General features: G+C 51.7%; 21 protein-coding genes, 1 tRNA gene, 1 other RNA gene and 1 pseudogene. 12 read left to right on the top strand and 12 right to left on the bottom strand.

Features of this window, described 5'->3' with window-relative positions; translation table 11 throughout:
* Window positions 1-3 precede the first annotated feature (3 nt).
* The 5 genes from dppB to eptB form a co-directional block, all read right to left on the bottom strand.
* Window positions 4-1,023 carry a dipeptide ABC transporter permease DppB gene (gene dppB, locus QRY16_RS05735; protein WP_289775939.1) on the bottom strand — a complete coding sequence of 340 codons (1,020 nt, stop codon included), beginning with the start codon at window positions 1,021-1,023 and terminating at the stop codon, window positions 4-6.
* 200 nt (window positions 1,024-1,223) lie between these two features.
* Window positions 1,224-2,834: a dipeptide ABC transporter periplasmic-binding protein DppA gene (gene dppA, locus QRY16_RS05740; RefSeq protein WP_289775940.1), complete on the bottom strand. Its 1,611-nt coding sequence runs from the start codon at window positions 2,832-2,834 to the stop codon at window positions 1,224-1,226.
* 932 nt (window positions 2,835-3,766) lie between these two features.
* A non-coding RNA gene (locus QRY16_RS05745) (RtT sRNA) lies at window positions 3,767-3,896 on the bottom strand.
* 33 nt (window positions 3,897-3,929) lie between these two features.
* Window positions 3,930-4,006 (bottom strand) — tRNA-Pro (locus QRY16_RS05750).
* 126 nt (window positions 4,007-4,132) lie between these two features.
* Window positions 4,133-5,824, bottom strand: coding sequence for a kdo(2)-lipid A phosphoethanolamine 7''-transferase (gene eptB, locus QRY16_RS05755; RefSeq protein WP_193406947.1), 1,692 nt, complete (start codon window positions 5,822-5,824; stop codon window positions 4,133-4,135).
* A gap of 534 nt (window positions 5,825-6,358) precedes the next feature.
* Here eptB and QRY16_RS05760 point away from each other — a divergent pair.
* Window positions 6,359-6,952 carry an HD domain-containing protein gene (locus QRY16_RS05760; RefSeq protein WP_289775941.1) on the top strand — a complete coding sequence of 198 codons (594 nt, stop codon included), beginning with the start codon at window positions 6,359-6,361 and terminating at the stop codon, window positions 6,950-6,952.
* 39 nt (window positions 6,953-6,991) lie between these two features.
* Here the strand turns inward: QRY16_RS05760 and QRY16_RS05765 are convergent, their stop codons facing one another.
* A complete protein-coding gene (locus QRY16_RS05765) occupies window positions 6,992-7,285 on the bottom strand; it encodes an HTH-type transcriptional regulator (protein WP_193406949.1) in 294 nt (97 codons plus the stop codon).
* A gap of 765 nt (window positions 7,286-8,050) precedes the next feature.
* Here QRY16_RS05765 and QRY16_RS05770 point away from each other — a divergent pair.
* The 6 genes from QRY16_RS05770 to QRY16_RS05795 all read left to right on the top strand — a co-directional run bounded on the left by QRY16_RS05770 (window position 8,051) and on the right by QRY16_RS05795 (window position 15,312).
* Window positions 8,051-9,652: a gamma-glutamyltransferase family protein gene (locus QRY16_RS05770; protein ID WP_289775942.1), complete on the top strand. Its 1,602-nt coding sequence runs from the start codon at window positions 8,051-8,053 to the stop codon at window positions 9,650-9,652.
* Between the two features lie 237 nt (window positions 9,653-9,889).
* Window positions 9,890-10,606, top strand: a complete 717-nt coding sequence (locus tag QRY16_RS05775; RefSeq protein WP_289775943.1) for a DUF3053 domain-containing protein — start codon at window positions 9,890-9,892, stop codon at window positions 10,604-10,606.
* 445 nt (window positions 10,607-11,051) lie between these two features.
* Window positions 11,052-12,989 carry a PTS mannitol transporter subunit IICBA gene (locus tag QRY16_RS05780; RefSeq protein ID WP_289775944.1) on the top strand — a complete coding sequence of 646 codons (1,938 nt, stop codon included), beginning with the start codon at window positions 11,052-11,054 and terminating at the stop codon, window positions 12,987-12,989.
* 94 nt (window positions 12,990-13,083) lie between these two features.
* A complete protein-coding gene (gene mtlD / locus QRY16_RS05785) occupies window positions 13,084-14,232 on the top strand; it encodes a mannitol-1-phosphate 5-dehydrogenase (protein WP_289775945.1) in 1,149 nt (382 codons plus the stop codon).
* A 16-nt stretch (window positions 14,233-14,248) separates the two neighbouring features.
* Window positions 14,249-14,842 carry a mannitol operon repressor MtlR gene (mtlR, locus tag QRY16_RS05790; RefSeq protein WP_289775960.1) on the top strand — a complete coding sequence of 198 codons (594 nt, stop codon included), beginning with the start codon at window positions 14,249-14,251 and terminating at the stop codon, window positions 14,840-14,842.
* 107 nt (window positions 14,843-14,949) lie between these two features.
* On the top strand, window positions 14,950-15,312 hold the full coding sequence (locus QRY16_RS05795) for a YibL family ribosome-associated protein (RefSeq protein ID WP_289775946.1): 363 nt from the start codon (window positions 14,950-14,952) through the stop codon (window positions 15,310-15,312).
* A 7-nt stretch (window positions 15,313-15,319) separates the two neighbouring features.
* Here QRY16_RS05795 and QRY16_RS05800 read toward each other — a convergent pair whose 3' ends face one another.
* From QRY16_RS05800 to fdhD, 3 genes are all read right to left on the bottom strand, one after another.
* Window positions 15,320-16,282 carry a VirK/YbjX family protein gene (locus QRY16_RS05800; RefSeq protein ID WP_289775947.1) on the bottom strand — a complete coding sequence of 321 codons (963 nt, stop codon included), beginning with the start codon at window positions 16,280-16,282 and terminating at the stop codon, window positions 15,320-15,322.
* Window positions 16,283-16,508: 226 nt separating this feature from the next.
* Window positions 16,509-17,126: a superoxide dismutase [Mn] gene (gene sodA, locus QRY16_RS05805; RefSeq protein ID WP_193406663.1), complete on the bottom strand. Its 618-nt coding sequence runs from the start codon at window positions 17,124-17,126 to the stop codon at window positions 16,509-16,511.
* 192 nt (window positions 17,127-17,318) lie between these two features.
* Window positions 17,319-18,101: a formate dehydrogenase accessory sulfurtransferase FdhD gene (gene fdhD, locus QRY16_RS05810; RefSeq protein ID WP_289775961.1), complete on the bottom strand. Its 783-nt coding sequence runs from the start codon at window positions 18,099-18,101 to the stop codon at window positions 17,319-17,321.
* 209 nt (window positions 18,102-18,310) lie between these two features.
* Between fdhD and QRY16_RS05815 the strand changes: the two are divergent.
* From QRY16_RS05815 to QRY16_RS05825, 3 genes and pseudogenes are all read left to right on the top strand, one after another.
* Window positions 18,311-18,376: pseudogene (locus QRY16_RS05815) on the top strand (formate dehydrogenase cytochrome b556 subunit); the annotation flags it as partial.
* A gap of 141 nt (window positions 18,377-18,517) precedes the next feature.
* On the top strand, window positions 18,518-19,444 hold the full coding sequence (gene fdhE / locus QRY16_RS05820; RefSeq protein WP_193406665.1) for a formate dehydrogenase accessory protein FdhE: 927 nt from the start codon (window positions 18,518-18,520) through the stop codon (window positions 19,442-19,444).
* A 24-nt stretch (window positions 19,445-19,468) separates the two neighbouring features.
* Window positions 19,469-20,080 (top strand): glutathione S-transferase, encoded by a 612-nt coding sequence (locus tag QRY16_RS05825; protein WP_289775948.1) that lies wholly within the window; start codon window positions 19,469-19,471, stop codon window positions 20,078-20,080.
* 219 nt (window positions 20,081-20,299) lie between these two features.
* Here the strand turns inward: QRY16_RS05825 and glyS are convergent, their stop codons facing one another.
* Entirely contained in the window at window positions 20,300-22,369 is a 2,070-nt protein-coding gene (glyS, locus tag QRY16_RS05830) for a glycine--tRNA ligase subunit beta (protein WP_193406667.1), read from the bottom strand.
* Between the two features lie 9 nt (window positions 22,370-22,378).
* Window positions 22,379-23,290, bottom strand: coding sequence for a glycine--tRNA ligase subunit alpha (gene glyQ, locus QRY16_RS05835; RefSeq protein WP_193406668.1), 912 nt, complete (start codon window positions 23,288-23,290; stop codon window positions 22,379-22,381).
* Between the two features lie 417 nt (window positions 23,291-23,707).
* On the opposite strand from glyQ, the gene QRY16_RS05840 reads away from it, so the two are divergent.
* Window positions 23,708-24,703, top strand: a complete 996-nt coding sequence (locus QRY16_RS05840) for an acyltransferase (RefSeq protein WP_289775962.1) — start codon at window positions 23,708-23,710, stop codon at window positions 24,701-24,703.
* Window positions 24,704-24,819: 116 nt separating this feature from the next.
* On the opposite strand, the gene yieH is transcribed toward QRY16_RS05840, so the two are convergent.
* Window positions 24,820-25,479, bottom strand: coding sequence for a 6-phosphogluconate phosphatase (yieH, locus tag QRY16_RS05845; protein ID WP_289775949.1), 660 nt, complete (start codon window positions 25,477-25,479; stop codon window positions 24,820-24,822).
* A gap of 150 nt (window positions 25,480-25,629) precedes the next feature.
* Here yieH and QRY16_RS05850 point away from each other — a divergent pair, with 150 nt between their 5' ends.
* Window positions 25,630-26,943 carry an NCS2 family permease gene (locus QRY16_RS05850; protein WP_289775950.1) on the top strand — a complete coding sequence of 438 codons (1,314 nt, stop codon included), beginning with the start codon at window positions 25,630-25,632 and terminating at the stop codon, window positions 26,941-26,943.
* Window positions 26,944-26,987 lie beyond the last annotated feature (44 nt).

The raw sequence follows: 26,987 nt of genomic DNA on the forward strand, positions 1-26,987 counted from the left end.
CCCTTATTTCTTATGACGTATGCGCGGATTAACCACGCCATACAGCAGATCAACCAACAGATTGACCAGGATAATCAGTACCGCCACCAGCAACACGCCACCCTGTACTACCGGATAGTCACGGCGTTGTAGCGCTTCAATCAGCCAGCGACCGAGGCCCGGCCACGAAAAGATGGTTTCGGTCAGAATTGCACCGGCCAACAATGTACCGACCTGCAGGCCAATAACTGTGACAACCGGTAACATGGCGTTACGCAGCGCGTGTACGATGATGACGCGCATGCGCGTCAGCCCTTTGGCGCGTGCGGTGCGAATATAATCCTCGCCCAGCACTTCTAACATGGCGGAGCGCGTCATACGCACGATCACCGCCAGCGGAATGGTGCCGAGCACGATAGCAGGCAGAATCATATGCATCACAGTGTCTTTGAAGTCGCCTGGCTCGCCCCAAATCAGGGTATCGATCAGCATGAAGCCGGTCAGCGGATTACTGTCGTCAAGGAACACGGTGTCACCAACACGGCCCGAGACCGGCGTCAGGTTTAGCTGCACCGATACCAGCATGATCAGCATGATGCCCCACCAAAAAATGGGCATGGAGTAGCCGGTCAGTGAGATGCCAACGGCGGTATGATCGAAGACAGAGCCGCGTTTCACCGCAGCCAGCACGCCAACCGGAATACCCACAGCGACCGCAAAAATCATGGCGCAGATGCCGAGTTCAAGCGTAGCTTTAAAGCGCGGCACGAATTCATCCCATACCGGAATGCGGCTTTTCAGCGAGATGCCTAAATCACCATGCATAACGCCATTGATGTAGGACACATATTGTTTCCACAGCGGCTGATCGAGGCCAAGCATGGCCATTAACTGCGCGTGACGTTCAGGGGTGATACCGCGTTCGCCCGCCATGATCAGCACCGGATCGCCCGGAATCATGTGTACAAACGCAAAGGTCAACAAGGTAATACCGATAAATGTCGGGATGACAAGTCCCAGACGTCGGAGTATGAACTGCAGCATAAGCAGGATTCTCACTCATTTCCCGTCACGAAAGCGTACGGGATACATTGCTCATAACGCGCGTCCGCTAAGCAGCCGGGCGCGACGTAAATTGCGTTTTAATCGTAGAATTTAGCCGGAAAAAATTGCGGGGTGCGGGCGGAAAAATCTCCGCCCGAGGACCGAACATCACCGGCCCTGTCCACCAAAATCCGAAAAGATTATTCCTGAATATCGACGTTTTCGAAGTGATGCTTACCTAACGGATCAACGATATAACCAGAGACTTTCCTGCTAACCGGCTCGTATACCGTCGAGTGCGCGATAATCAGAGCAGGTGCCTGGTCATGCATCACAACCTGCGCCTGTTTGTAGTACGCAATACGTTTGTTGTGATCGGGTTCCGCACGCGCTGGCTGGATCTGATCTTCAAATGGCTTGTAGCACCAGCGTGAATAGTTGGAACCGTCCTTCGCTGCGGCACAGCTAAACAGCGTGGCGAAGAAGTTATCTGGATCCCCGTTATCACCGGTCCAGCCCATCATAACGGTTTGGTGTTCACCGGCTTTCGCACGCTTGAGGTATTCGCCCCACTCGTAGGTAACGATCCTGGCTTTCACGCCAATTTTCGCCCAGTCAGCCTGAACCATTTCCGCCATGCGACGGGCGTTCGGGTTGTAGGGACGTTGAACTGGCATAGCCCACAGGTCGATAGAGAAACCATCGGCCATACCCGCCTCTTTCAGCAGCGCTTTCGCTTTCACCGGATCGTAAGCGTAATCTTTAACGTCATCGTTGAAGCCCCACATGGTAGGTGGGATCAGGTTTTTGGCAGCCTGCCCAGCACCCTGATAGACAGCATCAATAATTGCCTGCTTGTTCACCGCCATGGTCAGCGCCTGGCGCACTTTGACATTATCGAGCGGCTTTTTCTCGGTGTTGAAGGAGAGATAACCGACGTTCAGGCCCGGTTTCTCCATCAGGTTGATATTTTTGTCCTGCTTCATGCGGGCAATGTCAGCCGGATTTGGATACGGCATAACCTGACATTCACCTTTTTGCAGTTTCGCATAACGTACCGAGGCATCAGGCGTGATAGAGAACACCAGGCGATCGATTTTCGGTTTGGTGCCCCAGTAATTTGGGTTGGCTTTATACAGAATGCGGGAATCTTTTTGATATTGCAGCAGCTGGAACGGACCGGTGCCCACTGGGTTAAGGTCCACTTTTTCCGGCGTACCGGCTTTCAGCATGTTGTCGGCGTACTCTTTCGACATGATGGAGGCGAAATCCATCCCCAGATCAGCCAGGAACGGCGACTCTGGACGGGTCAGCACAAAGCGTACGGTATTATCGTCCACTTTCTCGATTTTGCTGATAAGCGCGGGCATATCCATGCCTTCAAAGTACTCATAGCTGCCGCCTGACACGTTATGGTACTTGTTGTTTTTATCGAGCTGACGCTCAAATGAGAACACCACGTCGTCGGCGTTAAAGTCACGCGTTGGTTTGAAATCTTTAGTGGTCTGCCACTTCACGCCTTTACGCAGGTGGAAAGTGTAGGTTTTGCCATCTTCGCTGACGTCCCATTTTTCTGCCAGACCAGGTTCAACTTCGGTAGTACCGATTTTGAACTCAACCAGACGGTTATAAATCGGCACCGAACTGGCATCATAAGTCGTACCAGAGGTGAACAGCTGTGGGTTAAAACCTTCCGGAGAACCTTCTGAACAATAAACGAGTGTTTTTGCCTGAACACCGGCGGCTACAGTCATGGCAATCAGGCTCAGACCGACCTTCAGCATCCTGGATTTGGCCAGGGAGTTGATCATGTTTTGCTCCATTGTGATGTGTTGTTGTGTGCATTGCCTGACCTCTGATTTTTTTATGCGGTTCAGGCGTCCCACCTTTCGGTGGAAAAGAGCGAAGCGTTATTTTTGTTTTCTCTGACTTTGTGAAATCTGTCAGAAAATTCCGCTTCTGCTTCTTTATTGACGCATCAATTTGTCAACAGTTGCAAAGAAGGTCAATACAACGGTTAGTTATTTACACAGAGTGTGAGGAATAGCAAGCAACGCTAAAAAAAACCGTTTTCACTGAAATGCCACATATTCCACAGTGTCAGCGGCATAAAAAGCGTGCATCCTGCTGACTGTTAAGTTTGACGCTAGTGATTCTCACCGCTAAAAAACATAAAATTTTTACCGGCAAATGTTGAATAACTGAACGATTCACCGTGCGTTATGACGTTCAACCAGCGAAATATGCTGCCTCTGTGGCATAAGAAATCGGCAATACGCAGCTATCTGCCATAAGAAGAATGTGTCGCGAATTAAGCTTGCTCGCCTGACAGGGCAAGGGAATACAGCTTTTAAACTGGAATAACGCTGACAAGGGAAACCGGCAAGATTAAGAAGAATTTATTGGTAAATTATGCTTTTAAAAGCGATTAATCGTTATTTGCTATATCGGCTAAACGTTCAGCTTGGTTATTTACATCACTTTTTCTGTTTATTAATGATTAATAGATAAGAATAAAGAATGATAAAACAGATAAAAACGCTTTTTTAATTTAACAGTCGCATTTAAAGAATAAAAAGCTGGGGTAGCAGTTTGTTTTTGATAAAAAATCTGCAGTGAAAGGGGTAAAGCGTTTTACGAAGGAAAGCTTCGCTAATGAATCGGCTCAAACCTCCTTCGGAGGTTCTCATCCTCATTGACTTCAGGCGAAAAAAACCTGCTTTAAAAAGCAGGTTTCTAAAACTGGTCGGCGAGAGAGGATGACGCTTCTCGCTGAGAAGCGCCCTGCGGGCCGTTGCTGAAGCAACGTTGTCTCGCTCCGCTCGGCTCAAACCTCCTTCGGAGGTTCTCATCCTCATTGACTTCAGGCGAAAAAAAACCTGCTTTAAAAAGCAGGTTTCTAAAACTGGTCGGCGAGAGAGGATTCGAACCTCCGACCCTCTGGTCCCAAACCAGATGCGCTACCAAGCTGCGCTACTCGCCGATGGGGGCGCATAGTACTTCGCCCCATTTATAGCGTCAACCGCTTTTTACGTTTTCCCTGTCGATCGCCTGGAAAGCATGCGGCGCGCGAAAACAGGCTCGCGCAGCAATAAGTTTCAGGCAGTAATCACAGTGAACTGGCCTTGCCAGAAGCCGGAACCTGACACCAGTTATTGGCTGCGTTAATGCCTCCATCCGGTGAGGTATAACCCAGGCAACCCAGTATGGTATCGAATAATTCAACGTGGCGATGGGTTTTCCCTACGCGCTGCTGCGCCTGCAAACGTTCAAAATTGCTGCGGTTAGTGGGATCGGCCAGATACTTATCCGAGGCCCAGACCATCATTGGCACGCGGAACTGCTCTGGCGGTGCCATTTCACGTGGCGTGCCATGCAGGTGCATGTTTTCGCTGATCGATTCACCATGATCTGCTGCATAAAACACAATCGCTTTTTTATCTCGTAGCTGATCAAGAACGCTGTCAAGCATAGTATCCACGTACAATACCGAGTTGTCATAAGCGTTAATCAGCTGCGCTTTGCTACAGGTGTCATCAACGCCTATACATTCTGGCTGATAGCGTGCAAAGCTACGTGGATAGCGCTGCGAATACAGATAATGCGACCCTTTGGTATGCAGTATCACAAGGTGTTTGCCTTGTGGGAAGCGGTCCAGCGAGGCTTTGAGTTCCGGCACCAGTAGCATGTCATCTACCGGTTTACCCTGGTTGCGCTTCTCAGAACCAATCTGCTCACGGAAAGCAAAATTATTGGCGTTAACATTATCGTAGAACCACACTTCGCTCTGCATAGCGAAAAGCTCTGAAGTGAAGCCCAGCTCTTTCATCACCGCAAATACGTTCTGCTCTTTCAGCGTGCGTCCCGGCGTGTCCATTGTGCCACCTTCACGCACAAACATGCAGCGCAGCGACAGTTTGGTCGCGGTGTCGCAAGACTCTCCACGGAACGCCACTAAATTCTTCTCTTTAGACAGCTTCGGCGTGGTATCACGTTCATAACCGAGTATGCCCATATGATCCCAACGCGTAGTTTCCCCAATTACGAACACCACATAAGTGTCGTCTAATCCCTTTGGCGCAACGTAGGTAAATTTCTTCGCGGGATCGAGCAGTTCCTGACCATCGAGGGTTTCATCAAACTGCGTCCAGGCAAATAACCCCACCGCCGCCAGCCAGTTTGACGGTAAATAAGAGTGCGCTACGATACCGCCATAACTGGGCAGATCGACATTCGTAATATCTTCATTAACTTTTTGCAGCTTATCGAAATAGCGAATCGGCAACCAGACCAGCGCCACACAAACCAACATGATCACCGTAGGTTTAAGACGCTGGCCCGGCGTTCGTAACTGCTCATTCAGGGTCAGGCTCAGATTATTACGCCAAATCAACAGCAGCGGCAGCGCGCTGACTAATATCATCCATGCATAAAAGTGCAGGCCAATAACCTCTTTCGACAAATCCATATCGGTGGTCATTACGGATGCCACAATGCCATAGCCAATGACCACATTGAAAAAAGTCATGTAATAAGCAGAAGCAACCGAAATAAGCACAAGACAGGTCGCGAGCACGCGATAAATTTTCTTGCCGCCCAGCGACAGAAGGCGCATCAGAAAGAAAGTCAGTACAACAATTGCCACTACTTCCGTGGCGGCAGTTACCCAGTTTATTAACGTTGATTTAGTTAAAAACCCATCAAAACGGCGATAAAAAACAGGTAAATTCAGCAAGATACCGATGTACAACGCCAGCAATAGCGACAGCTTTTGCTGCGTTAGTTTTTTAATATAATTCATGAAAAATGGTGTTTCCCTAGAGTTTGCGCTTTATCGAACGTTAGTGTGACTACCAGGTTGCAATAGAGTTCGTTTCATTAGCGCAACGGACAAAATGTCGGAAATGTCTAAACGGTTTACCGCGAAGGGAAGCAGTAAAACATGCAAGGATTGGTTAGACCAGTAAATAATATGATTAATAAACGATCGCCTGTTTTTTTAATCTACTCATCCCTCTTAAACTGCTGCGTCCCGGGGTTTCAACATCGTCTGAAAACAGCATCAGGATCCTGCTTCGGACAATGTGATTACCCGGCATTCATCATGGCGTGAAAGCTGAGAATGGCGAACGGCTAAAATACGTGACGTAAACAATCTCTGACAGGCCTTATTTCTATCAGAAGACATAATACAGCGCGCAGCGCAGCAATGGATTTAGCAACGGTACGGTAGCGCCGCCTCCCATTTTTTGTCATCTTGATAAGTATTCGTGGGTAAAAACACAGATAGCGCGCTAAATAATTGCAAATCGCTTCTTATGCTGGAGATTAAAGCATGTTGGATTCTCTGGAAGACCGGGCGCGACGCTATGCCACGCAGGCCCATGCCGAAGCAGGCCAGCGACGCAAATACACTGATGAGCCGTATATTGTACACCCTGCGGCGGTGGTTGAATTAGTCCGTAGCGTCAGTAATGACGAACATTCGCTGGCCGCGGCCTGGCTACACGATACGGTTGAAGATACCGCCACCACCTTAAACGATATTGCTGATCATTTCGGCCCACGCGTGGCTGAACTGGTAGAGATGTTGACCGATAGCGCTCAGCTGGCGGCAAAAAACCGTACCGTACGCAAGCTGGCCCATTTTCAACACACCGCCAGCGCCTCTCCCGCAGCGCAAACCATAAAATTAGCGGATATTATCGACAATACGCGTTCCATTGTGCGTTTTGATCCACATTTTGCCCGGGTTTATCTGATAGAAAAGAAGGTGCAGATCGGCCTGCTGAAACAGGGCCATGCCCAGCTTTGGCAACAGGCATCTATCATTATCGAAAATGGCATCGCTCAGCTAGGACAACCGCCGTATAGTGTGCCGGAGAGTTGGTTTATCAAGCAGACCGCGAAATACCGTGGCTTAAGCTAAAAAAACCCGCCAGCGGCGGGTCCCTTTGTTTTTCTCATGTTATTCAAGTAACTGCCGCCCAAGATAGGGGTTGGCGTGAAGCAATTTCATCAATTTCTGTGCGGTGGCTGAAGGACGTGTGCGGCGTGCCTCCCAACTTTTCACAGAAGAAACACTAACACCCATCACTTTGGCAAATTCATCAACCTTCATGCCGGTCATTTCACGCAAGCGTTGTGGTTCTGGCATGACGGGCTGGAGTTGAATCTCCGAATCAATAGCGCGTTTATCACGTGTCAAAACAATCTGCTCAAGGCTGCTGAGCAATTCAAACATTGGGTCTTTTAATTCCATAGAGAACTCCTTAAAACTCACTATGAATCACCTGAAAGTAGAGAGGTAGGAATCTGAAATCAGATTCTGAAACCAGACAAATCAGGCTGTATCCCGCAAGGGTTTGTTTTTGTTATAGATGAAACCATTACGGGACACAGCCTGTTGCGCACTGCTTGTTAAAGATGTCAGGGCAATGCAACAAATGCCGGGATGATAAGTATGGATAGAGACCTGACGGTTTGCTGAACAATTTATGATTATTTTTTAACTTTGTGCTAGCGCCTCAACCTAATTACCAATAACCAATTGATTAATATCGTCTTTTATTAGCACTTTTCCTTGCCGTTACTGAATAATTGCGCTTAACGGTGAGACAACCCTAAGCTCTATATCCTCTCCCACCTTCTGAACTGACCCAGAATGCCTGCTGTATCGTTTGTTTGTGCTGTTTCCGCCGGTTCTCCACCCACACCAAACGCTGTTCGCCTTCTGTCTTTCAAGGCTATGCCACAACATCAGCAGAAAGGGTTTTCTAATAACAACTTAATACGGCAGGCTGCTGTTAAAGATGAATTCAGGTGCTTTAGCTCCACTATCAGCCGAAACCAACCGGTGACGTGCGGGGCGAGCACAGCTAATACAGGGCGCGATGCTAATACCGTTTACGGATAACTGACGCAAACGCCACACGTGCCGTTTTTTTGTGCAACTTGCCATTAGGCTGAGCATGACGAATGACGCGACGCGCTTGATTGGCATAACGACTGAACAAAAGGAGTCTTTATGAAAGAAACAGTAGATTTTGATGTCAGCTACCCTTCGCATCGTGTACCGATGATGGGCCGCAATGCGGTTGCCACTTCACAACCGCTGGCTGCACAGGCAGGCATGCGCATGTTGCAGCGAGGCGGTAACGCAGTTGATGCCGCAATTGCCACCGCCATCGCGCTGACGGTGCTGGAGCCAACAGGCAACGGTATTGGCAGTGACGCGTTCGCCATTATCTGGGATGGTAAAGAGCTGCATGGATTGAACGCGTCAGGTCGCGCGCCGGCGGCATGGAGCCCAGAGCGTTTTGCCGGTCACAGTCAAATGCCGTCAACCGGCTGGGATGCCGTCACCGTGCCTGGAGCAGTCTCTGCCTGGGTAACCTTAACCGAACGTTTTGGCACCCTGCCGCTAACCACGCTGGCACAACCGGCAATTGAATATGCGCGCGACGGTTTTCCAGTCTCCTCATTGATTGGTCAACTGTGGCAGCGCGGTTACGACAAACTGAAAAATCAGCCGGGATTCGTGGAATGTTTTGCGCCAGAAGGGCGTCCGCCGCGCATTGGCGAGCTGTTCCGCAACCCAGCGCAGGCCGAAACGCTACAGAAAATAGCCGAAAGCAACGGTGAAAGTTTTTATCGTGGTGAGCTGGCAGAAAAGATTGCCGCTTTTGCGCAGGCGCATAACGCCGCCCTGACGCTGGAAGATTTAAAAAAACATCGCGCCGACTGGGTGAAGCTGCTGTCGCATCCGTTTGCTGGCGGGTCGGTTCAGGAGTTGCCGCCGAATGGCCAGGGCATTGCTACATTAATCGCGCTTGGCATTCTGGAGGCGTGGGATATTGGTCAATACGCGCCGGATTCTCCGCAGTGGCTGCATCTTTCCATCGAAGCGATGAAGCTGGCTTTGGTGGACTTAGAGCGCTACGTCACCGATGAAGATCATCTTGAATTCCCGGCTAATTTGCTACTGAGCGAAGGCTATCTTAAGCAGCGCGCGGCGTTGATTAACCCGGAACAGGCAGGCGATTTTACCTTTGGTTCGCCGCAGCAAAGTGGCACGGTTTATCTCTCAACCGCCGACGCCAGCGGCATGATGGTGTCATTTATTCAGTCTAATTACATGGGCTTTGGTTCCGGCGTGGTGGTGCCGGGAACCGGTATCAGCCTGCAAAACCGCGGCGCGGGTTTCTCGCTGGACCCTCATCATCCAAATGCGGTCGCGGGAAATAAGCGCCCGTTCCATACCATCATCCCGGCCTTCGCGCTGGATGCGCTGGGGCAACCGCTGATGTCGTTTGGCGTAATGGGCGGACCGATGCAAGCGCAAGGACATCTGCAACTGGCGCTGCGCATCATGCAGCATAAGCAAAACCCGCAGGCGGCAATTGATGCACCGCGCTGGCGCGTCGTGCAAGGGCGTGAGGTTGTATTCGAGCCAACAATCGATCGTAATACGCTGAGCGCGCTGCGTCGGCTGGGGCATAACGTAGTGCTGGAAGATCCGCTAAGCAACTATAACTTTGGTGGAGCACAGGTGATTGTGCGCGATCCGCAAGGGTTTTATATCGCCGCGACTGAAAGCCGTAAGGATGGCCAGGCGCTGGTGTATTGAGTATCAGCGGGGAGGCGGAGAGGATCGCGGATACGCCCTGTGGTGCGCCTGCTGCCTGACAATCTGAACGGGCAAGCTTTGGGATTCAGTTCAGCTGAAGGAGAAGGCTGAACGCGCAGGTTGTGCGTACAATACGTAACCGCGCGGGTTTCACGTTGTGTGCGCTCCCGTGTTTGTTCTATTCTTTAGGCCATTCTTCCCTAGACATCAGCCCGTTTACTAACAGGAGTTGAACGCATGGCTTCAGGACTTTCCCGCCTCTGGGTGCGCAGCAGCCTATTACTTGCTGGGGCGCTTATTGTGCTGCAACTCACCGCATGTGGTGATAAAGAAGGCGACCAGCGTAAAGCCTTTACCGATTTTCTACAAAATACCGTGATGCGCAGCGGCGAACATCTGCCGAGTCTGAGCGAAAATCAAAAGCAGAGCTTCGGTAAGTTCGCCAGTGATTACGCCATCATTTATGGTTTTTCGCAGCAGGCTAATAAAGCCGTTGATCAAGGAATGCGCCCGGTAGTTGATGAGCTGTCAGCGATTCGCGTTCCGCAAGATTATCTCACTCGCCGCGATTCATTGCGTCAGGCCAACGGCGCGTTAGTCATGGTTACGCAACAGATCGAGAGCGCCAAAATGCAGGCCGACAGCAGCAAGGCCGCATTAAAACAGCCGGACGATCTTAAAAAGGTTTACGACAGCGTGTATGACAAAGTAGTAACACAACCCGCTAACTTGCTGATTCCGCTGCTGCCTAAATTACAGGCGTTGAGCCAGGGCGCGGTGCAAACCGGTGACTTTCTGCAAACGCAGGGCACGCGCGTGAGTTTTAACGATGGCGGTGTGCAATTTCCGACCCAGGATCAGGCAACGCAATATAATACGCTGATGAGCAATCTATCAGCGAATGCACAAGCGCTGACGCAGGCACAAAATGCCGTGCAGGCTAGCTCTCAATAGTTGAAATTCAGGGTAAGCCGCCGCGCTTACCCTGCCCTTTATCGCATCACTTTCTTTCAGATTTTATCCAGCCCGTAGCTTGCGTGACTAAAGTGTGATCTGGCGCATTTTTGACCAAAAAATATTTGTGATCTAAATCACATAAATGAAACAAACCGTCCTCTGTTAATTGTGATCTAAATCACACACCTTCCCGGAATACGTTCAAATTGCCGCCAATATGGCTTCCCTACACCCTTTTTTTGTGATCCATATCACTTAAATAACCCTCAGTAACCCCGTAAGTGCGTGATCTTAATCACATTTAGGTTGGGTGCTACGCAGCGTCATATTCGCGTGGTAGAGTCCGCGTGCATACAGTAATACCAACGGCTCCCCGCCATGGTCGCTAAACAAAAACAAACGCGCTCTCCTATTGCAGCGCGTCTCAATAAGGGGTGAGTTTATGTCCTCATCAGTGAAGGTCAGAGTACAAAGCTTTGGTCGTTTTCTGAGTAATATGGTGATGCCAAACATCGGAGCGTTTATCGCCTGGGGTATCATCACAGCGCTGTTTATTCCAACCGGCTGGATGCCAAACGAAACGCTGGCCAAACTGGTTGGGCCGATGATTACCTACCTGCTGCCGCTATTGATCGGTTACACCGGTGGGCGTCTGGTTGGTGGCGATCGCGGTGGTGTGGTTGGTGCGATCACCACCATGGGCGTGATTGTTGGCGCAGATATGCCGATGTTCCTCGGCTCCATGATTGCGGGTCCACTGGGTGGCTGGGCGATTAAATCATTTGACCGTGCCATTGATGGCAAGATCAAAAGCGGTTTCGAAATGCTGGTTAACAACTTCTCTGCCGGTATTATCGGTATGTTGTTGGCGTTACTGGCATTTCTGGCAATTGGTCCGCTGGTTGAAGGCCTGTCGCACATTCTCGCCGCCGGGGTAAACCTGATGGTGCAGAACAATTTACTGCCGCTGACGTCCATCTTTGTTGAACCCGCAAAAATTCTTTTCCTTAACAACGCAATCAACCACGGTATCTTCTCGCCGCTGGGCATCCAGCAGGCCAGCGAAGCCGGAAAATCTATTTTCTTCCTGATTGAAGCTAACCCAGGCCCAGGTATGGGTGTGCTGGTGGCGTATATGTTCTTTGGTCGTGGTAGTGCAAAACAGTCTGCGGGCGGTGCGGCGATTATCCACTTCCTTGGCGGTATCCACGAAATTTACTTCCCTTACGTGCTGATGGCGCCTCGCCTGCTGCTGGCGGTTATCCTCGGCGGTATGACTGGCGTGTTTACCCTGACCCTGCTGAAAGGCGGTCTGGTTTCTCCCGCCTCACCAGGTTCTATCCTGGCGGTATTGGCAATGACGCCAAAAGGTACCTATTTTGCCAATATCGCAGCGATTATCGCGGCCTTCGTGGTTTCTTTTGTTGTATCAGCGATCCTGCTGAAAACCAGCAAAGTGAAAGAAGAGGACGATATTGAAGCGGCAACCCGCCGTATGCAGGACATGAAAGCCCAGTCTAAAGGACAGAGCGTTGCGGGTGGTGCTGCAGTGGCAAGCGATGCGATGAGTGTCGATCTGGATCATGTGCGTAAAATTATCGTCGCCTGTGATGCTGGCATGGGCTCCAGCGCAATGGGTGCGGGCGTGCTGCGTAAGAAAGTGCAGGACGCCGGTCTGAGCAATGTGTCAGTAACGAATACCGCCATCAATGCCCTGCCGGGTGATGTGGATCTGGTAATCACTCACCGCGACTTAACTGAACGCGCGATTCGCCAGGCTCCTCATGCTCAGCACATTTCGCTGAATAACTTCCTCGACAGCGCGCTGTATAGCACCCTGACCGAGCGTTTAGCCGCAGCCAATCGTGGCGAAGCTAAGCCTGCAACGACACCACAAACGGTGAGCGACAGCCACGATGAAGGCAATGCGCAGCTGTTCAAACTGGGCGCCGACAATGTTTTTCTCGGTCAGAGCGCAACGAATAAAGAGCAGGCGATTCGTTTTGCAGGCGAACAGTTAGTGAAAGGCGGCTACGTTGAGCCAGAATATGTCGAAGCGATGCTGGAACGTGAGAAACTGACGCCAACTTATCTCGGTGAATCCATTGCTGTGCCTCACGGAACAGTCGAAGCTAAGGACCGCGTACTGAAAACCGGTGTGGTGTTCTGCCAGTATCCGGCTGGTGTGCAGTTTGGTGAGGAAGCAGAGGATATTGCCCGTCTGGTCATTGGTATTGCTGCGCGTAATAACGAGCATATTCAGGTGATTACCAGCCTGACCAACGCGCTGGACGACGATCGGGTCATTGAGAAGCTGGCCAATACCACCAGCGTGCAGGAAGTGTTGGATCTGCTGTCAGGCAGTCCGGCTATCGCGTAATTCAGTCAGTTTATTTTCCCTGGGGCGGGTAAGCCCGCCCCGAATTCCGGGGCGGGCATGCTCGCCCTTTCGTCTTTTGATATGGGTCAAATTTATGAAAGCGTTACATTTTGGAGCAGGCAACATCGGCCGTGGTTTCATTGGCAAACTGTTAGCCGATGCGGGCATCGAACTGGTATTTGCAGACGTCAATCAGGTCGTGCTGGATGCACTAAACGCGCGTCATGAGTATCCCGTTCATGTGGTCGGCGAGCAGGCGAAAATCGAAATTGTTAAAAACGTAAGCGCCGTAAACAGCGCCAGCGAGGATATTATTTCGCTGGTTGCCGGGGTTGATATGGTTACCACGGCTGTGGGTCCGCAGATCCTTGAGCGCATCGCTGGTAGCGTGGCGAAAGGCCTGGCCAAACGTAGCGACAGCGGGAATAGCCGTCCGTTAAATATCATTGCCTGTGAAAATATGGTGCGCGGTACCAGCCAGCTAAAACAGCATGTGTTGAAAGCGCTGCCGGAGCAGTACCACGCGTGGCTGGAACAGCATGTCGGTTTTGTTGATTCTGCGGTTGACCGTATCGTGCCTCCTTCAGAAGCGGGCAGCAGCGATCCGCTGGAAGTCACCGTTGAAACCTTCAGCGAGTGGATTGTCGATAAAACCCAGTTCAAAGGCGCGCTGCCAGAGATTGCTGGTATGGAGCTGACCGACAATCTGATGGCGTTTGTTGAGCGCAAGCTTTTCACATTGAATACCGGCCATGCGATTACCGCCTACCTCGGTCAGTTAGCCGGTCATCAAACCATTCGTGATGCTATTCTGGACGATAAAATCCGTGCGGTAGTGAAAGGCGCAATGGAAGAAAGTGGCGCGGTGCTGATCAAACGCTACGGCTTTGAAGCCGACAAACATGCGGCTTACATTCAGAAAATCCTGGGTCGTTTTGAAAATCCATACCTGAAAGATGACGTTGAGCGCGTAGGCCGCCAGCCGCTGCGTAAGCTGAGCGCCGGGGATCGCCTGATCAAGCCAACGCTGGGCACGCTGGAATACCAGTTACCGCACGCTAATCTGGTGCAGGGCATTGCTGCCGCTATGCATTACCGCAGCGATCAGGATCCACAAGCGCAAGAACTCGCCACGTTATTACAGGAAAAAGGTCCACAAGCCACGCTGGCTCAGGTTTCTGGCCTTGAGGCCGACAGCGAGGTGGTGACTTCGGTAGTGAGCGCATATAACGCTATGGCATAATGCGCGCGTGTTAGCGATGCAAGCCGGGCGCAGTTCGCCTGCGCCCGACGGCAGTATTAAACCCATGCAGGCAATAATGGAAGAGAAGCAAGCTTTTGAGAACCGGGTGCTTGAGCGCCTGAACGCCGGTCGCTCGGTGAGAAGCTTTCTGATCGCCGCCGTTGAACTGTTAGCCGAAGCGGTCAATCTGCTGGTATTACAGGTATTTCGTAAAGACGATTACGCTGTGAAATACGCCGTTGAACCACTGCTGCTCGGTGATGGTCCGCTTGGTGAATTGCCGGTGCGGCTCAAGCTGATTTATGGTCTGGGCGTGATTAATCGCCACGAGTATGAAGATTGTGAATTGCTGCTCGCGCTGCGCGAAGGATTAAATCATGATGCGGGCGATTATCGCTTTACTGATGATGAAATTCTCGGTCCATTTGGCGAGCTGCATTGCGTAACGGCATGGCCGCCGGTGCCGGAATTCCATCCCGATGATGTCGATCTGCGTGCTATGCAGCAGTTACGCTATTTACAGATGGTGCGCTCCACTATGGTACTGTCGCTCACGGAGCTGATTTCCCGCATCAGCCTGAAGCAAGCGTTTAAGAAACCTGCCAGTTAAAGCTTAACGGGCGCATTAGCGCCTGTTATCGTCCTAACCACATCGAGAATATGCCCCGATTTTGGTGTATCCTTTGCCTGTTTTCCTCAATGAGTTTGAGTTGTTTTATGAAAGAGCCAGAAAAGAACGAAATCAAACGTCTTAGCGATCAGCTGGACGCCCTGAATCGCAAAGAGCTGCAGCTGCTGGAGTCGGGTGATTCAGAGAAGTTAGGCACGCTGTTAAAAGAGAAAGAAACGCTGGTTACCGAGATTGAACGCCTGCGTAATCAGCGCGTCGAGAAGCTGAGTGTAGAAGCGCAGAAACTACAAAAATTGCCCTTTCATCGCGAAATTACCAAAAAAGAGCAAGCGAACTTAGGCGCGCTGAAGAAAAGCGTGCGCGGCCTGGTTGTGGTGCATCCAATGACCGCGCTGGGACGCGTAATGGGTCTGCAGGTCATGACCGGTTTCGCTAAAAACGCCTTTTGAGTGACGATCAGGCTGTGGCCTGATCGACCTTACGCTGTCCGGCGGCGGCATAAACCTGCTCCGCCAGGCCATCCAGCAGTTCATAACGTCGGCGATATTCGGCGCGTTTTTTGCTGGCAATCTCTTCCAGAGATTTACGCGGCAGGCTTAAAGGCAGCGTAAATATCCCGTCTGCGCGTTCCTCTCCGTTTAGCGACAGCCAGAACTCACTGTAACTGGCAAAAAAATGTTCGCTTTTACTGTGACGATAACGCAGGCTGCGAAAAACATGCGTATCGTCGCCCACGGCGGCAATTTTTTGCACGCCACACTGTTCCGCGAAAATAAACACGACATCCATTAACAGCCGTTTGGGAAATACGCCGTGTGCAGCTTTAGTAGCCTCGCGAATAACCTCATGGTTAATATTTTTCCTTGGCCCTTGTAACCCACCAATTAATAAGGTGCGTTGTTGCTTTTCATTAATAACTGAAAAAGAGAGGGAAGCAATAATCTGCTGTTGATAACGCAGTACTAATGTGACTTCCCCTTCACGGTCGTAATATCCTGGGCTACAGCTAATTAAAAAGCTTTCATTATTTTTGCCCTGAAAAGCCGCAATCACATTATCACCCGGACTTTGCAATAGCTGGCGCAACATCGGGTTTTCCAGCTGCTGCATAAACTGATAATGGTCGATAATCGCCTGCGCTCGCGCCGCCACGCTGATTCCGGCACGCAGATAGGGACGGTGCAGCTTGGCAGGCAACAGCCCTTGCTGGTTCATTAACTGCGCAATTTGCGGTAGCCGGGAAAGCCGATGTAAGTAGCGCAGCGTCGTGACCGGCGCTATTAGCGTCCTTAACACAAACTTCATGCGGAAGCGTTTACTCAGCCATAGTTTATCCGGAACCTGTTTTCCGCTAACTAACGGGAAAAACAGCGAAGCGGGCGAATCAATATTCGTCTCATAAGCAGTAATCATCGACATGATAGCGTCACACCCTGAAGTGATAATGACGCTTAGCGTACGGTGAGAATTATCAACGGCGCGTTAATGCCACCATAAATGAGAGCTTACAGAGTCAAAAACGATTAATTGTTTATTTTTGGTTTAATAAGCGACGATAGAAAGTAAACTGCCGTTAAACCTGTAATAAAAAACCGATGAAATGGCTTCCATCGGTTTATTATGGTGAATTTAACGTAATGTTAAATTATTTAGCTGAAGCGAAACGTGCGGCTGCTTCGTCCCAGTTAACCACATTCCAGAATGCCTTGATGTAGTCAGGACGCTTGTTCTGATATTTCAGATAGTAAGCATGTTCCCACACATCCAGACCAAGGATTGGGAAGCCAGAGACGCCAGCAACTGCTTCGCCCATCAGTGGGTTATCCTGGTTTGCGGTAGAAACCACAGCCAGTTTGTCACCTTTTTTAACCAGCCACGCCCAGCCAGAGCCGAAACGGGTTGCGGCGGCTTTCTCGAACTCTTCTTGGAATTTTTCAACGCTACCGAAATCTTTTTCGATTGCCGCTTTCAGGTCGCCCTGTAATGTAGTACCGGTTTTCAGGCCCTTCCAGAACAGGCTATGGTTAGCGTGACCGCCCGCGTTGTTACGCAGTGGGCCTTTTTTGTCTGCTGGCAGCTGATCAAGTTTAGTGATCAGCTCATCAACCGGCAGATCAGCAAATTCTGTGCCTTCCAGCGCCGCGTTGGCGTTGTTAACGTAGGTCTGGTGGTGTTTAGTGTGATGGATTTCCATCGTCTGCTTGTCGAAATGCGGTTCCAGTGCGTCGTATGCGTAAGGCAGGGATGGCAGTGAATAACTCATGTTCTTCCTCTCCATTTAGTGTTTGAGCAGCACTTGCGTGTGAGCGTGCCGCGTAAGCAGTCGAATCATTATAGTTAAATTCATGATCCATAAAAGGGTAATCAATACCCCACTAAATACGGGGTTTTTCCCGACGGGTGCGCTACGGCGTTAAATACGTTACAGAAAAGTGTGCCGCAGGTGTGGGGGAGTTTAAATCAGCCGCCGAGGATGGGTATAGATGGTGGCACGTCCCGGCTTGCTAAAGCCGACCAGCGTTAAATTACAGCGCTCGGCCACGTCAACCGCGAGGCGCGTGGCGGCAGACACGGCAAATACGATTTCAACGCCGCACATCGCAGACTTTTGCACCATTTCATAGCTGGCCCGGCTGGAAACCAGTACCGCGCCCTGCGCCCAGTGCGTCTGACTGCGATAACCCAGCAGCTTATCCAGCGCTACGTGACGCCCTACGTCTTCACTCCCGCCCGCCAGATCGCCGTTTGGCATCACCCACGCCGCAGCATGCGTACAACCGGTTCTTTGGCCTACCGGCTGGTAATCTTTCAGTTGTGTTAATGCGCGATCCAGATTACACAGTGCAAATGTCTGGGTGAAAGGCAACGGCGCGACCGGTTTACCAATCTGATCTAACTGTTCAACGCCACAGACACCGCAACCGGTCCGGCCTGCCAGCGCCCGCCGTTGCTCTTTAAGCGCCATAAAGCGCCGGCTTGACAGGTCAATCTGTACCTCAATGCCATTGCAGCCGGGTATTATTTCCATGCCGAAAATCTCGCCTGGCGCGTCGATAATCCCTTCTGACAGCGAAAAACCCAGCGCAAATGCCTCAAGGTCTTTGGGTGTCGCCATCATCACCACATGCGAAATACCGTTATACACCAGCGCAACCGGCACCTCTTCGGCGAGCCAGTCGGCCTGCGACTGCTGCAAATCGTTACGCTGCCAGACCTGTGTTTCACACAGGCCTGCGATTTCGAGCGCATTCACGTTACTTTCCGCTTTTTTTAGTTTCACTTTGTCTTCGTCCGAACTAAAACCGCATCATGAAGGTATTATTTTCCAGGCCCGGATACATTTTGAACCGGCGCTGCCGCTGCGACAAGCCAGCATGACAGGCTGTTTTGCTTTGCGCTGGCATCGTTAAGCCGATCACGCTGCTTTTCCAGTGTCATTTGAAGCCCGGTAAATATCATTTTGGTCAGAAGTGTGTATTCTGGGCTGCTATCATCAGCTTAGTTCTGCTGCTCCAACGGTAATGTTATCTGACATCCTTGCCGCTGATTCACAGGCACACGTACCACAGTGGTTGAAGGCTGAGCGAAAAAAATATCATCCTCACTGCTATCGTGAATAGCGCAAACGGCCATCACAACAGGAAAACGCCCCTGATGAGTATTCGCATCATCCCGCTCGATCAGCTGGAGAAGAGCGATAAAACCACGGTGGAGATGCTTCCGCTGTTATTTTTCCCACGGCTAAAAAATTTTTACAGCCGTCGTGCTGCGCGTCTGCGTGACCTGGCGGCGAAAAATCCGCTTGGCGATTATCTGCGTTTTGCAGCGGTTATCGCCGGGGCGCAAGAAATCGTGCTGTACGATCATCCGCTGCACATGGATCTGCGTGATCGGCTGGTGCAAAGCGCCCATGAAGGCAAACCCCCTCTCGATATTCATACCCTGCCGCGTGATATGCACTGGCATCGTTTGCTGCATTCACTGATAGCCGAACTCAAGCCGGAAATGAGCGGTCAGGCACTGGCCGTGCTGGAGAATCTGGAAAAAGCGTCGGCTACTGAACTTGAAGCCTTAGCCAGTGCGCTATTCGCCCAGGATTTTGCCCACGTCAGCAGCGACAAATCGCCTTTTATCTGGGCGGCGTTATCAATTTACTGGGCGCAAATGGCAGCCTTAATACCCGGTAAAGCACGTGCCGAATATGGCGAACAGCACCAGTTTTGTCCGGTTTGCGCCAGCATACCGGTTGCCGGCGTGGTACATATGGGCAATCACGACGGCTCGCGCTATCTTCACTGTAACCTGTGCGAAAGCGAATGGTATGTGGCAGGCAACCGGTGTACCTGTTGTGATCAAACGCGCGACCTGCATTTCTGGTCGCTGGACAGCGAACAATCCGCTGTAAAAGCAGAAAGCTGCGGCGATTGCGGCACTTATCTCAAAATCCTGACTCAGGAAAAGGACCCTGCGGTTGAACCCGTGGCAGACGATCTCGCTTCACTGGTGCTGGACGCACGCATGGAGCAGGAAGGCTTTGCCCGCAGTAGCCTCAACCCGTTTTTGTTTCCAGACGAATCGTAGTTAAACGTTTTTTGGAGGCCCTCAATGAAACTGATTGGCAGCTATACCAGCCCGTTTGTGCGCAAGATTTCCGTTATGATGCTGGAAAAAGGCATTATCTTTGAGTTTGTTAACCTGTCGCCTTACAGCGAGGACAGCCATGTTCCTCACTATAATCCCCTCGGCAAGGTCCCTGCGTTGGTAGCTGACGATCAACAAACCTGGTTCGACTCCGCCATTATCGCTGAATTTCTCGAACTACGTGGCGAAGCCCCCGCTTTGCTGCCCAGCGATCGGCTTGAAGCGTTAAACGTTCGCCAGCTGGAAAAACTGGCGGATGGAATCAGTGATTCCGCGCTGGTGATTGTGCGCGAGCAAATGCGGGCAGGCGATCAGCAGTCCGAAGAAGTCCTGTTGCGTAATCGTGAAAAAATTCAGCGCGGTCTGGATATGCTGGAGAAAGCCGCTGTCGCAGGAAAATGGATTAATACTCAGCAAATTAACCTGGCGGATATCGCGATCGGCTGCATGATTGGCTATCTCAATTTCCGTCGCGTGGTGCCAAACTGGTGTGTCGAACGCCCGGCACTGGTCAAACTTGCTGAAACGCTGTTTCAGCGCGAAAGTTTTGCCCGCACTACGCCACCCTCCGCTTAACGCGTACTCATGCGCAACGCTCTGTTGGTTAACGCCTGTCTCCGATGAAGAGAGACGGCACCACCGAGCACGGAAAGGCGTTGCCCACAAAAGACAGGTAAAGCAAACCGGCTAATGAATACATTTTAGGGAAATGTTAAGGAAATGAAGTCGTGGGCCGTAAAGCAGGCACGGCATAAACAAGGGGCGAAACGGGTTCGCCCCTTGTTGCTATGTGCTTTACTGCAACAGCGATATATCCGCGACCTGCAGGAACAGCCCGCGAAGTTTCGCTAATAGCGTCAAACGGTTAACGCGCACCGCAGGATCGTCTGCATTGACCATGACTTTGTCGAAGAAGTTATCTACCGCTTCACGCAGCTGCGCCAGTTCAATCAGCGCCTCCTGATAGCGGCCTTCTGCAAAATAAGGCTGCAGCTTGCTGCTCAATGCGGTCACGAAGGTCGCCAGTTGGATCTCTTCGTTCTCTTTCAGCAGCGAAGCCTGCACACTGTCGTTCAGCGTTTCTGACGACTTCGTCAGGATATTAGAAACTCGCTTGTTGGCCGCCGCCAGCGCCGCTGCCTCCTCCAGCGTGCGGAAGTGCGATACCGCTTTCATGCGTGCATCAAAGTCAGCCGGACGAGTCGGACGACGCGCCAGCACCGCTTGCAGCGTATCAATACTGTGGCCTTCTTCCTGATACCAGCTGCGGAAACGGCCCAGCATAAAGTCGATAACGTCATCAACGGTATTGGCGTTGCTCAGCTTGCTGCCATACAAACGCACCGCTTCTTCCGTCAGGGTTTGCAGATCGAGCGGCAGATTCTTCTCGACGATGATACGCAACACTCCCAGCGCCGCACGGCGCAGCGCGAACGGATCTTTATCGCCTTTCGGATGCTGTCCAATGCCGAAGATACCGGCTAGGGTGTCCATCTTGTCGGCAATCGCAAGTGCACACGCCACCGGGCTGGACGGTAGATCGTCACCGGCAAAGCGCGGCTGATATTGCTCATTCAGCGCAACCGCGACATCTTCGGCTTCGCCGTCATGGCGCGCATAATGCATACCCATCACGCCCTGGGTGTCCGTGAACTCAAAGACCATATTGGTCATCAGGTCACACTTCGACAGCAAACCGGCACGCATGGCGTGGTTAACGTCAGCACCAATTTGCGCAGCAACCCAGCCTGCCAGAGCCTGGATGCGATCGGTTTTGTCACGCAGCGTGCCCAGTTCTTTCTGGAACAGCACGGTTTCGAGGCGCGGTAAATTATCTTCCAGCCGCTTTTTACGGTCGTTATCGAAGAAGAATTCCGCATCCGCCAGACGTGGGCGAACCACTTTTTCATTACCGGAAATAATTTGCTGCGGATCGCTGGATTCGATATTGGTAACAAAAATGAAATGCGGCAGCAATTTGCCGTCATGGCCGTACACCGGGAAATATTTTTGATCGCCCTTCATGGTATAGACCAGCGCTTCAGCCGGCACTTTAAGGAATTTCTCTTCAAAGGTTGCGGTCAGCACCACTGGCCATTCCACCAGTGAGGTAACTTCTTCCAGCAGGTCATCGCTCAAATCAGCGTTGCCGCCCAGTTGACGTGCCGCCGCTTCAACATCAGCTTTGATCATCGCTTTACGCGTCTGATAATTAGCGATGACTTTACCGCGTTTTTCCAGAACTTCTGGATACTGATCGGCGTTATCCAGCGTGATTTCGCTTTCGCCCATAAAACGGTGGCCGCGGATGATCCGGGCAGATTCAATCCCCAACAGGGTGCCGGGGATCAGTTCATCGCCCAATAGCATCGTCACGGTGTGCACCGGACGCACGAACTGCACATCACTTGCGCCCCAGCGCATCAGTTTCGGCACCGGCAACTTGCCGAGCGCGTTCGCAATCATGGCTGGCAGCAGCGCTTGCGCCGCTTCGCCTTTTACCTGGGCGCGATGGACCAGCCATTCGCCTTTGTCAGTGCGCAGTCGCTCTGCCTGATCGACGGTAATACCGTTGCCACGCGCCCAGCCTTCAGCGGCTTTGGTTGCATTACCTGCTGCATCAAATGCGGCAGCAATGGCTGGTCCACGTTTTTCAACTTCACGATCTGGCTGTGCGGCGCTTAAGCTGGCGACTTTCAACGCCAGACGGCGCGGCGCGGCAAACCAGCTCACTTCGCCGTGGGCCAGATTCGCTGCGTCCAGTTCAGCGGTGACCAGGGCAGCAAAGGCTTCTGCCAGGCTGCGCAAGGCTTTCGGTGGCAGCTCTTCGGTGCCAATTTCCACCAGGAAGGTCTTTTCTGTCATGGCTGCCTCTTACTTTTTGTCTTTGCACATCGGGAAGCCCATCGCCTCGCGTGAGGCATAGTAAGCTTCAGCCACGGCTTTGGTCAGGGTGCGGATACGCAGAATATAGCGTTGACGCTCGGTTACCGAGATCGCCTTGCGCGCATCCAGCAGGTTAAAGCTGTGTGCGGCTTTGAGAATGCGTTCGTAAGCGGGCAGCGGCAGCGGTTTTTCCAGCGCCAGCAGTTGCTGGGCTTCTTTTTCGTACTGCTCGAAACAGGTGAACAGGAAATCAACGTCGGCGTATTCAAAGTTATAGGTAGATTGCTCCACTTCGTTCTGATGGAACACGTCGCCGTAAGTAGTTTTGCCCAGCGGGCCGTCGCTCCACACCAGGTCGTATACGCTGTCAACGCTTTGGATGTACATCGCCAGACGCTCAAGACCGTAGGTGATCTCGCCAGTGACCGGTTTACATTCCAGCCCGCCCACCTGCTGGAAATAGGTAAACTGTGTGACTTCCATGCCGTTGAGCCACACTTCCCAACCGAGTCCCCACGCGCCCAGCGTTGGGTTTTCCCAGTTGTCCTCAACGAAGCGAATATCGTGCACCGTTGGATCAAGGCCCAACGCTTTCAGCGATCCGAGATACAGCTCCTGCAAATTGTCCGGCGATGGCTTGATCATCACCTGGAACTGATAATAGTGCTGTAAGCGGTTCGGGTTTTCACCGTAGCGACCGTCGGTTGGACGGCGGGACGGCTGCACGTAAGCAGTGGCAATCGGCTCTGGGCCAATAGCGCGCAGGCAAGTCATTGGATGAGATGTGCCAGCGCCCACTTCCATGTCCAGCGGTTGAACAATGGTGCAGCCCTGACGTGCCCAGTAATCCTGCAAGGTCAGGATCAGGCCCTGAAAGGTCTTGGTATCAAACTTTTGCATGTTGAATTCGCACGCGTTTCGGCCAGATGAAAAAAGAGGGCGACAGTATACCCTTTGACCGCGCGATGTGCAGCCGGAAATCCTGGGTGGTTTGAACGGGGTTTATGCGACAAAAGCGACACGTTAAGGAAATCGTCTACGCCATCGCAATGAAACCGTTTTGTGCCGCCCGCTCATAAAAATTACGATGACTTTCCCCGGTATACCTGCCGTTGACCGTTTGCGAGAGGCCGTAGATTGCCGAATCAGCCGGTTTTAAGCCGTGAGCCAAAATGAAGCGATAAATGAAAAAATGCCGACATACCGGCGTTTCAGCCCCAGCCATCACGGATGGCTCTGAATCCTGACGTCGAAGGTTGTTGGCGTGCGATTGACTGGCTAACCTTCTTCGCACGGAGTTCTGCGCCAGAGGAAGCCATGCCGCAAAAGATTTACTGGATTGACAATTTACGGGCTATCGCCTGCCTGATGGTGATCGTTATTCATACCACCACCTGGTATATCACCGGGCCCATGGCAGTTACCGGGCTACACTGGGACATTGCCAACCTGCTGAACGCTGCGTCGCGCGTCTGCGTGCCGCTGTTTTTCATGATTTCAGGCTATCTGTTCTTTGGCGAGCGCAGCGCCCAACCGCGTCATATGTTACGGCTGGTGCTGTGTTTGTTGTTCTACAGCGCAGTATCACTGGCTTATATCACCTGGTTAACGCCAATCAGCGAAGGACGATCGCTGCTGAAAATGCTGCAAAAACCGGTGTTCTATCATCTGTGGTTTTTCTTTGCGCTGATTGGTATTTATTTACTGTCACCGCTGATTCAGGTTAAAGCTGTTAAGACACGTTATGTCGCGCTATTGGTCGCGGTGCTGGCGGTGCTGGCCAATCCCAATACTGTTAACCAGTCGCTGGGATCGTTTCATTGGCTACCGGTAAATTTGTACGTCAGTGGCGACAGTATTTACTACCTGTTATATGCGTTGCTGGGCCGCGCTATCGGCACCATGGACACCGAAAAACGGGGTATGACATGGCTGGCGGCGAGCGGATTCATTCTCTGCGTCACTGGCATCACCCTGGGCACCCGACAGGCGCTGGAAATCAACGGCGCGTTTAACGATACCTGGTATCTGTACTGCGGTCCGCTGGTGTTTATCGCCGCCATCTGTTTGCTGGTGCTGTGCAAAAACGCGTTTCACCGACGCACCCTGCCAGGACTGGCGATCATTGCGCGCTATTCGCTGCCAATTTACGGATTTCACGCGTTATTTATCCATTTTTTACGTACTCATCATTACGATGATATGTCCCGCCCGCTGCTGGACCTACCGTGGGTCTTTGGCGTGACATTAGGCGGTAGCCTGCTGCTGGCCATCGCGCTAAAACGGTTAGATAAACATCATCTGGTGAGCTGAGCGTCCCAGCGGCGTCACCGGGAAAAATGCTGTCGCCTACTGTCAGCCTGCACGGCAAACGTACTAGCGCGGTTTGCGGTCAGCACTGGCGTCCCTGGGTTACGGAATAAAGATGATTACACTAAATCCCAGCCACGCGCACGCCATAAAGCAGGCAGTTCAGCCATATTCTCGAATCGCGTTACCAGCGGATGATCAAGCTCAGGATTGTGTGCATCAGCGCAGTAATAAAACACCGGAATGCCCGCTGCGATCCCTGCGCGTGCACCGGCTTCAGAATCATCAACCAGAATGCAATGCTCAACCGGCACCTGCATTTGCCCGGCAGCGTGATACATCAGCTCCGGGTCTGGCTTCCAGTGCAAAATGTCATAGCCGCTATATAAACGTTCCGCAAAATGCCCGAGCATGTCGGTTAAACCCAGCGAGTGTTGCATTTTCTTCACCGTCCCGTTCGATACCACACACATCGGCACTTTCATCTTTTCTACCAGCGCCTTTGCCCCGGCAATCGGCTTTAGTTCCTTATCAAACAACCGCGCCACTTCCGCACGATAAGCGGTTTCTACTTCTTCCAGCGGTAACGTAACCTGATGCGCTTCGCCGACGTTGCGAATGATGTCGTAAAGTTTGACGCCTTTATATTTTTCAAACATCTCCTGTAGCGAAAGCTCAATGCCATAGAGGGCAAAAGTGTGTACATAGGCCTGGGTACACAGCAATTCGCTGTCTACCAGCGTGCCATCGCAGTCAAAAAATACGCATTCTACAGTCATCTGACTCTATCCTTTGATTTATGAGTATCTTCACACTCTACCGTACTCAGCGTAGATTGCGACCCCAGCAATCGGTTGCGGAAAATCATTGTATTGCGCCGGTAAAATCGCCAGGATACGCGCCGACAGTTTTTCTTCTGGACAGATGAAATGAATAATCAAGGCTTTTTGCAGCGCATCTTTAAGTTGCAGGAACACGGCACCACGGTGCGTACCGAAGTTATTGCCGGTATCACCACCTTTTTGACGATGGTTTACATCGTATTCGTCAACCCGCAAATTTTAGGCGTCGCGGGCATGGATACGCAGGCCGTGTTTGTCACCACCTGCCTGATCGCTGCCTTTGGCAGCATCCTGATGGGGGTGATCGCTAACCTACCGGTTGCGCTGGCTCCCGCCATGGGCCTGAATGCTTTCTTCGCCTTTGTCGTCGTTGGCGCAATGGGATATTCCTGGCAAATGGGTATGGGCGCTATTTTCTGGGGTGCGTTGGGCCTGCTGATCCTGACGCTGCTGCGCGTGCGTTACTGGATGATCGCTAATATCCCGCTTAGCCTGCGCGTGGGTATAACCGCCGGTATCGGCCTGTTTATTGCCATGATGGGGCTGAAAAATGCTGGCATTATCGTTCCTAATCCCGACACGCTGGTTGCTGTAGGTAATCTGACCTCACACAGCGTGCTGCTCGGCGCGCTTGGCTTCTTTATTATTGCCATCCTGGCGTCACGTAATATTCATGCTGCGGTATTGATTTCTATGGTGATCACCACCGCGATTGGCTGGTTGTTGGGCGATGTCAAATTCGTTGGCCTCTTTTCGGCTCCGCCATCAATCACTTCGGTGATCGGTCAGGCAGATATTAAAGGCGCGTTCAATGTTGGCATGGCGGGCGTGATTTTCTCCTTCATGCTGGTGAACCTGTTTGACTCCTCTGGCACGCTGATTGGCGTCACTGATAAAGCTGGATTGACTGACGAAAAAGGCACGTTTCCGCGCATGAAGCAGGCGCTGTATGTTGACAGCATCAGCTCAGTAAGCGGCGCCCTGGTGGGGACATCTTCCGTTACCGCTTATATCGAAAGTACGTCGGGTGTGGCTATCGGCGGGCGCACGGGTTTGATGGCCGTTGTCACTGGCATCCTGTTCCTGCTGGTGATGTTTCTGTCGCCGCTGGCGGCGATGGTGCCAACCTATGCTGCAGCGGGTGCGTTAATTTACGTGGGCGTGTTAATGACCGCCAGCCTGTCACGCGTGCGCTGGGATGATCTGACCGAAGCAGTACCGGCCTTTGTCACGACGGCAATGATGCCGTTCAGCTTCTCAATCACCGAAGGTATTGCGCTGGGCTTTATCGCTTACTGCGTGATGAAGCTGGGCACCGGTCGCTGGCGTGAAATCAGCCCGTGCGTGGTGATCGTCGCACTGCTGTTTGTCCTGAAAATTGTCTTTATCGACGCGCATTAATGGCGCGATAAGACTCAGCGTAAAGCATTAAACATGGCCGCAAC

Source organism: Mixta mediterraneensis, from assembly GCF_030283135.1.
In the GTDB taxonomy this organism is placed as follows: Bacteria; Pseudomonadota; Gammaproteobacteria; order Enterobacterales; family Enterobacteriaceae; genus Pantoea; species Pantoea mediterraneensis.

Excerpts from the sequence above, each read along its gene's own strand:
- sodA (WP_193406663.1), bottom strand. The coding sequence starts at position 17,126 with ATGAGTTATTCACTGCCATCCCTGCCTTACGCATACGACGCACTGGAA.
- dppB (WP_289775939.1), bottom strand. The coding sequence starts at position 1,023 with ATGCTGCAGTTCATACTCCGACGTCTGGGACTTGTCATCCCGACATTT.
- QRY16_RS05800 (WP_289775947.1), bottom strand. The coding sequence starts at position 16,282 with ATGTCGATGATTACTGCTTATGAGACGAATATTGATTCGCCCGCTTCG.
- QRY16_RS05760 (WP_289775941.1), top strand. The coding sequence starts at position 6,359 with ATGTTGGATTCTCTGGAAGACCGGGCGCGACGCTATGCCACGCAGGCC.
- yieH (WP_289775949.1), bottom strand. The coding sequence starts at position 25,479 with ATGACTGTAGAATGCGTATTTTTTGACTGCGATGGCACGCTGGTAGAC.
- QRY16_RS05795 (WP_289775946.1), top strand. The coding sequence starts at position 14,950 with ATGAAAGAGCCAGAAAAGAACGAAATCAAACGTCTTAGCGATCAGCTG.
- QRY16_RS05770 (WP_289775942.1), top strand. The coding sequence starts at position 8,051 with ATGAAAGAAACAGTAGATTTTGATGTCAGCTACCCTTCGCATCGTGTA.
- glyS (WP_193406667.1), bottom strand. The coding sequence starts at position 22,369 with ATGACAGAAAAGACCTTCCTGGTGGAAATTGGCACCGAAGAGCTGCCA.
- QRY16_RS05850 (WP_289775950.1), top strand. The coding sequence starts at position 25,630 with ATGAATAATCAAGGCTTTTTGCAGCGCATCTTTAAGTTGCAGGAACAC.
- QRY16_RS05840 (WP_289775962.1), top strand. The coding sequence starts at position 23,708 with ATGCCGCAAAAGATTTACTGGATTGACAATTTACGGGCTATCGCCTGC.
- eptB (WP_193406947.1), bottom strand. The coding sequence starts at position 5,824 with ATGAATTATATTAAAAAACTAACGCAGCAAAAGCTGTCGCTATTGCTG.
- dppA (WP_289775940.1), bottom strand. The coding sequence starts at position 2,834 with ATGATCAACTCCCTGGCCAAATCCAGGATGCTGAAGGTCGGTCTGAGC.
- QRY16_RS05825 (WP_289775948.1), top strand. The coding sequence starts at position 19,469 with ATGAAACTGATTGGCAGCTATACCAGCCCGTTTGTGCGCAAGATTTCC.
- QRY16_RS05780 (WP_289775944.1), top strand. The coding sequence starts at position 11,052 with ATGTCCTCATCAGTGAAGGTCAGAGTACAAAGCTTTGGTCGTTTTCTG.
- QRY16_RS05775 (WP_289775943.1), top strand. The coding sequence starts at position 9,890 with ATGGCTTCAGGACTTTCCCGCCTCTGGGTGCGCAGCAGCCTATTACTT.
- fdhE (WP_193406665.1), top strand. The coding sequence starts at position 18,518 with ATGAGTATTCGCATCATCCCGCTCGATCAGCTGGAGAAGAGCGATAAA.
- mtlR (WP_289775960.1), top strand. The coding sequence starts at position 14,249 with ATGCAAGCCGGGCGCAGTTCGCCTGCGCCCGACGGCAGTATTAAACCC.
- glyQ (WP_193406668.1), bottom strand. The coding sequence starts at position 23,290 with ATGCAAAAGTTTGATACCAAGACCTTTCAGGGCCTGATCCTGACCTTG.
- mtlD (WP_289775945.1), top strand. The coding sequence starts at position 13,084 with ATGAAAGCGTTACATTTTGGAGCAGGCAACATCGGCCGTGGTTTCATT.
- QRY16_RS05765 (WP_193406949.1), bottom strand. The coding sequence starts at position 7,285 with ATGGAATTAAAAGACCCAATGTTTGAATTGCTCAGCAGCCTTGAGCAG.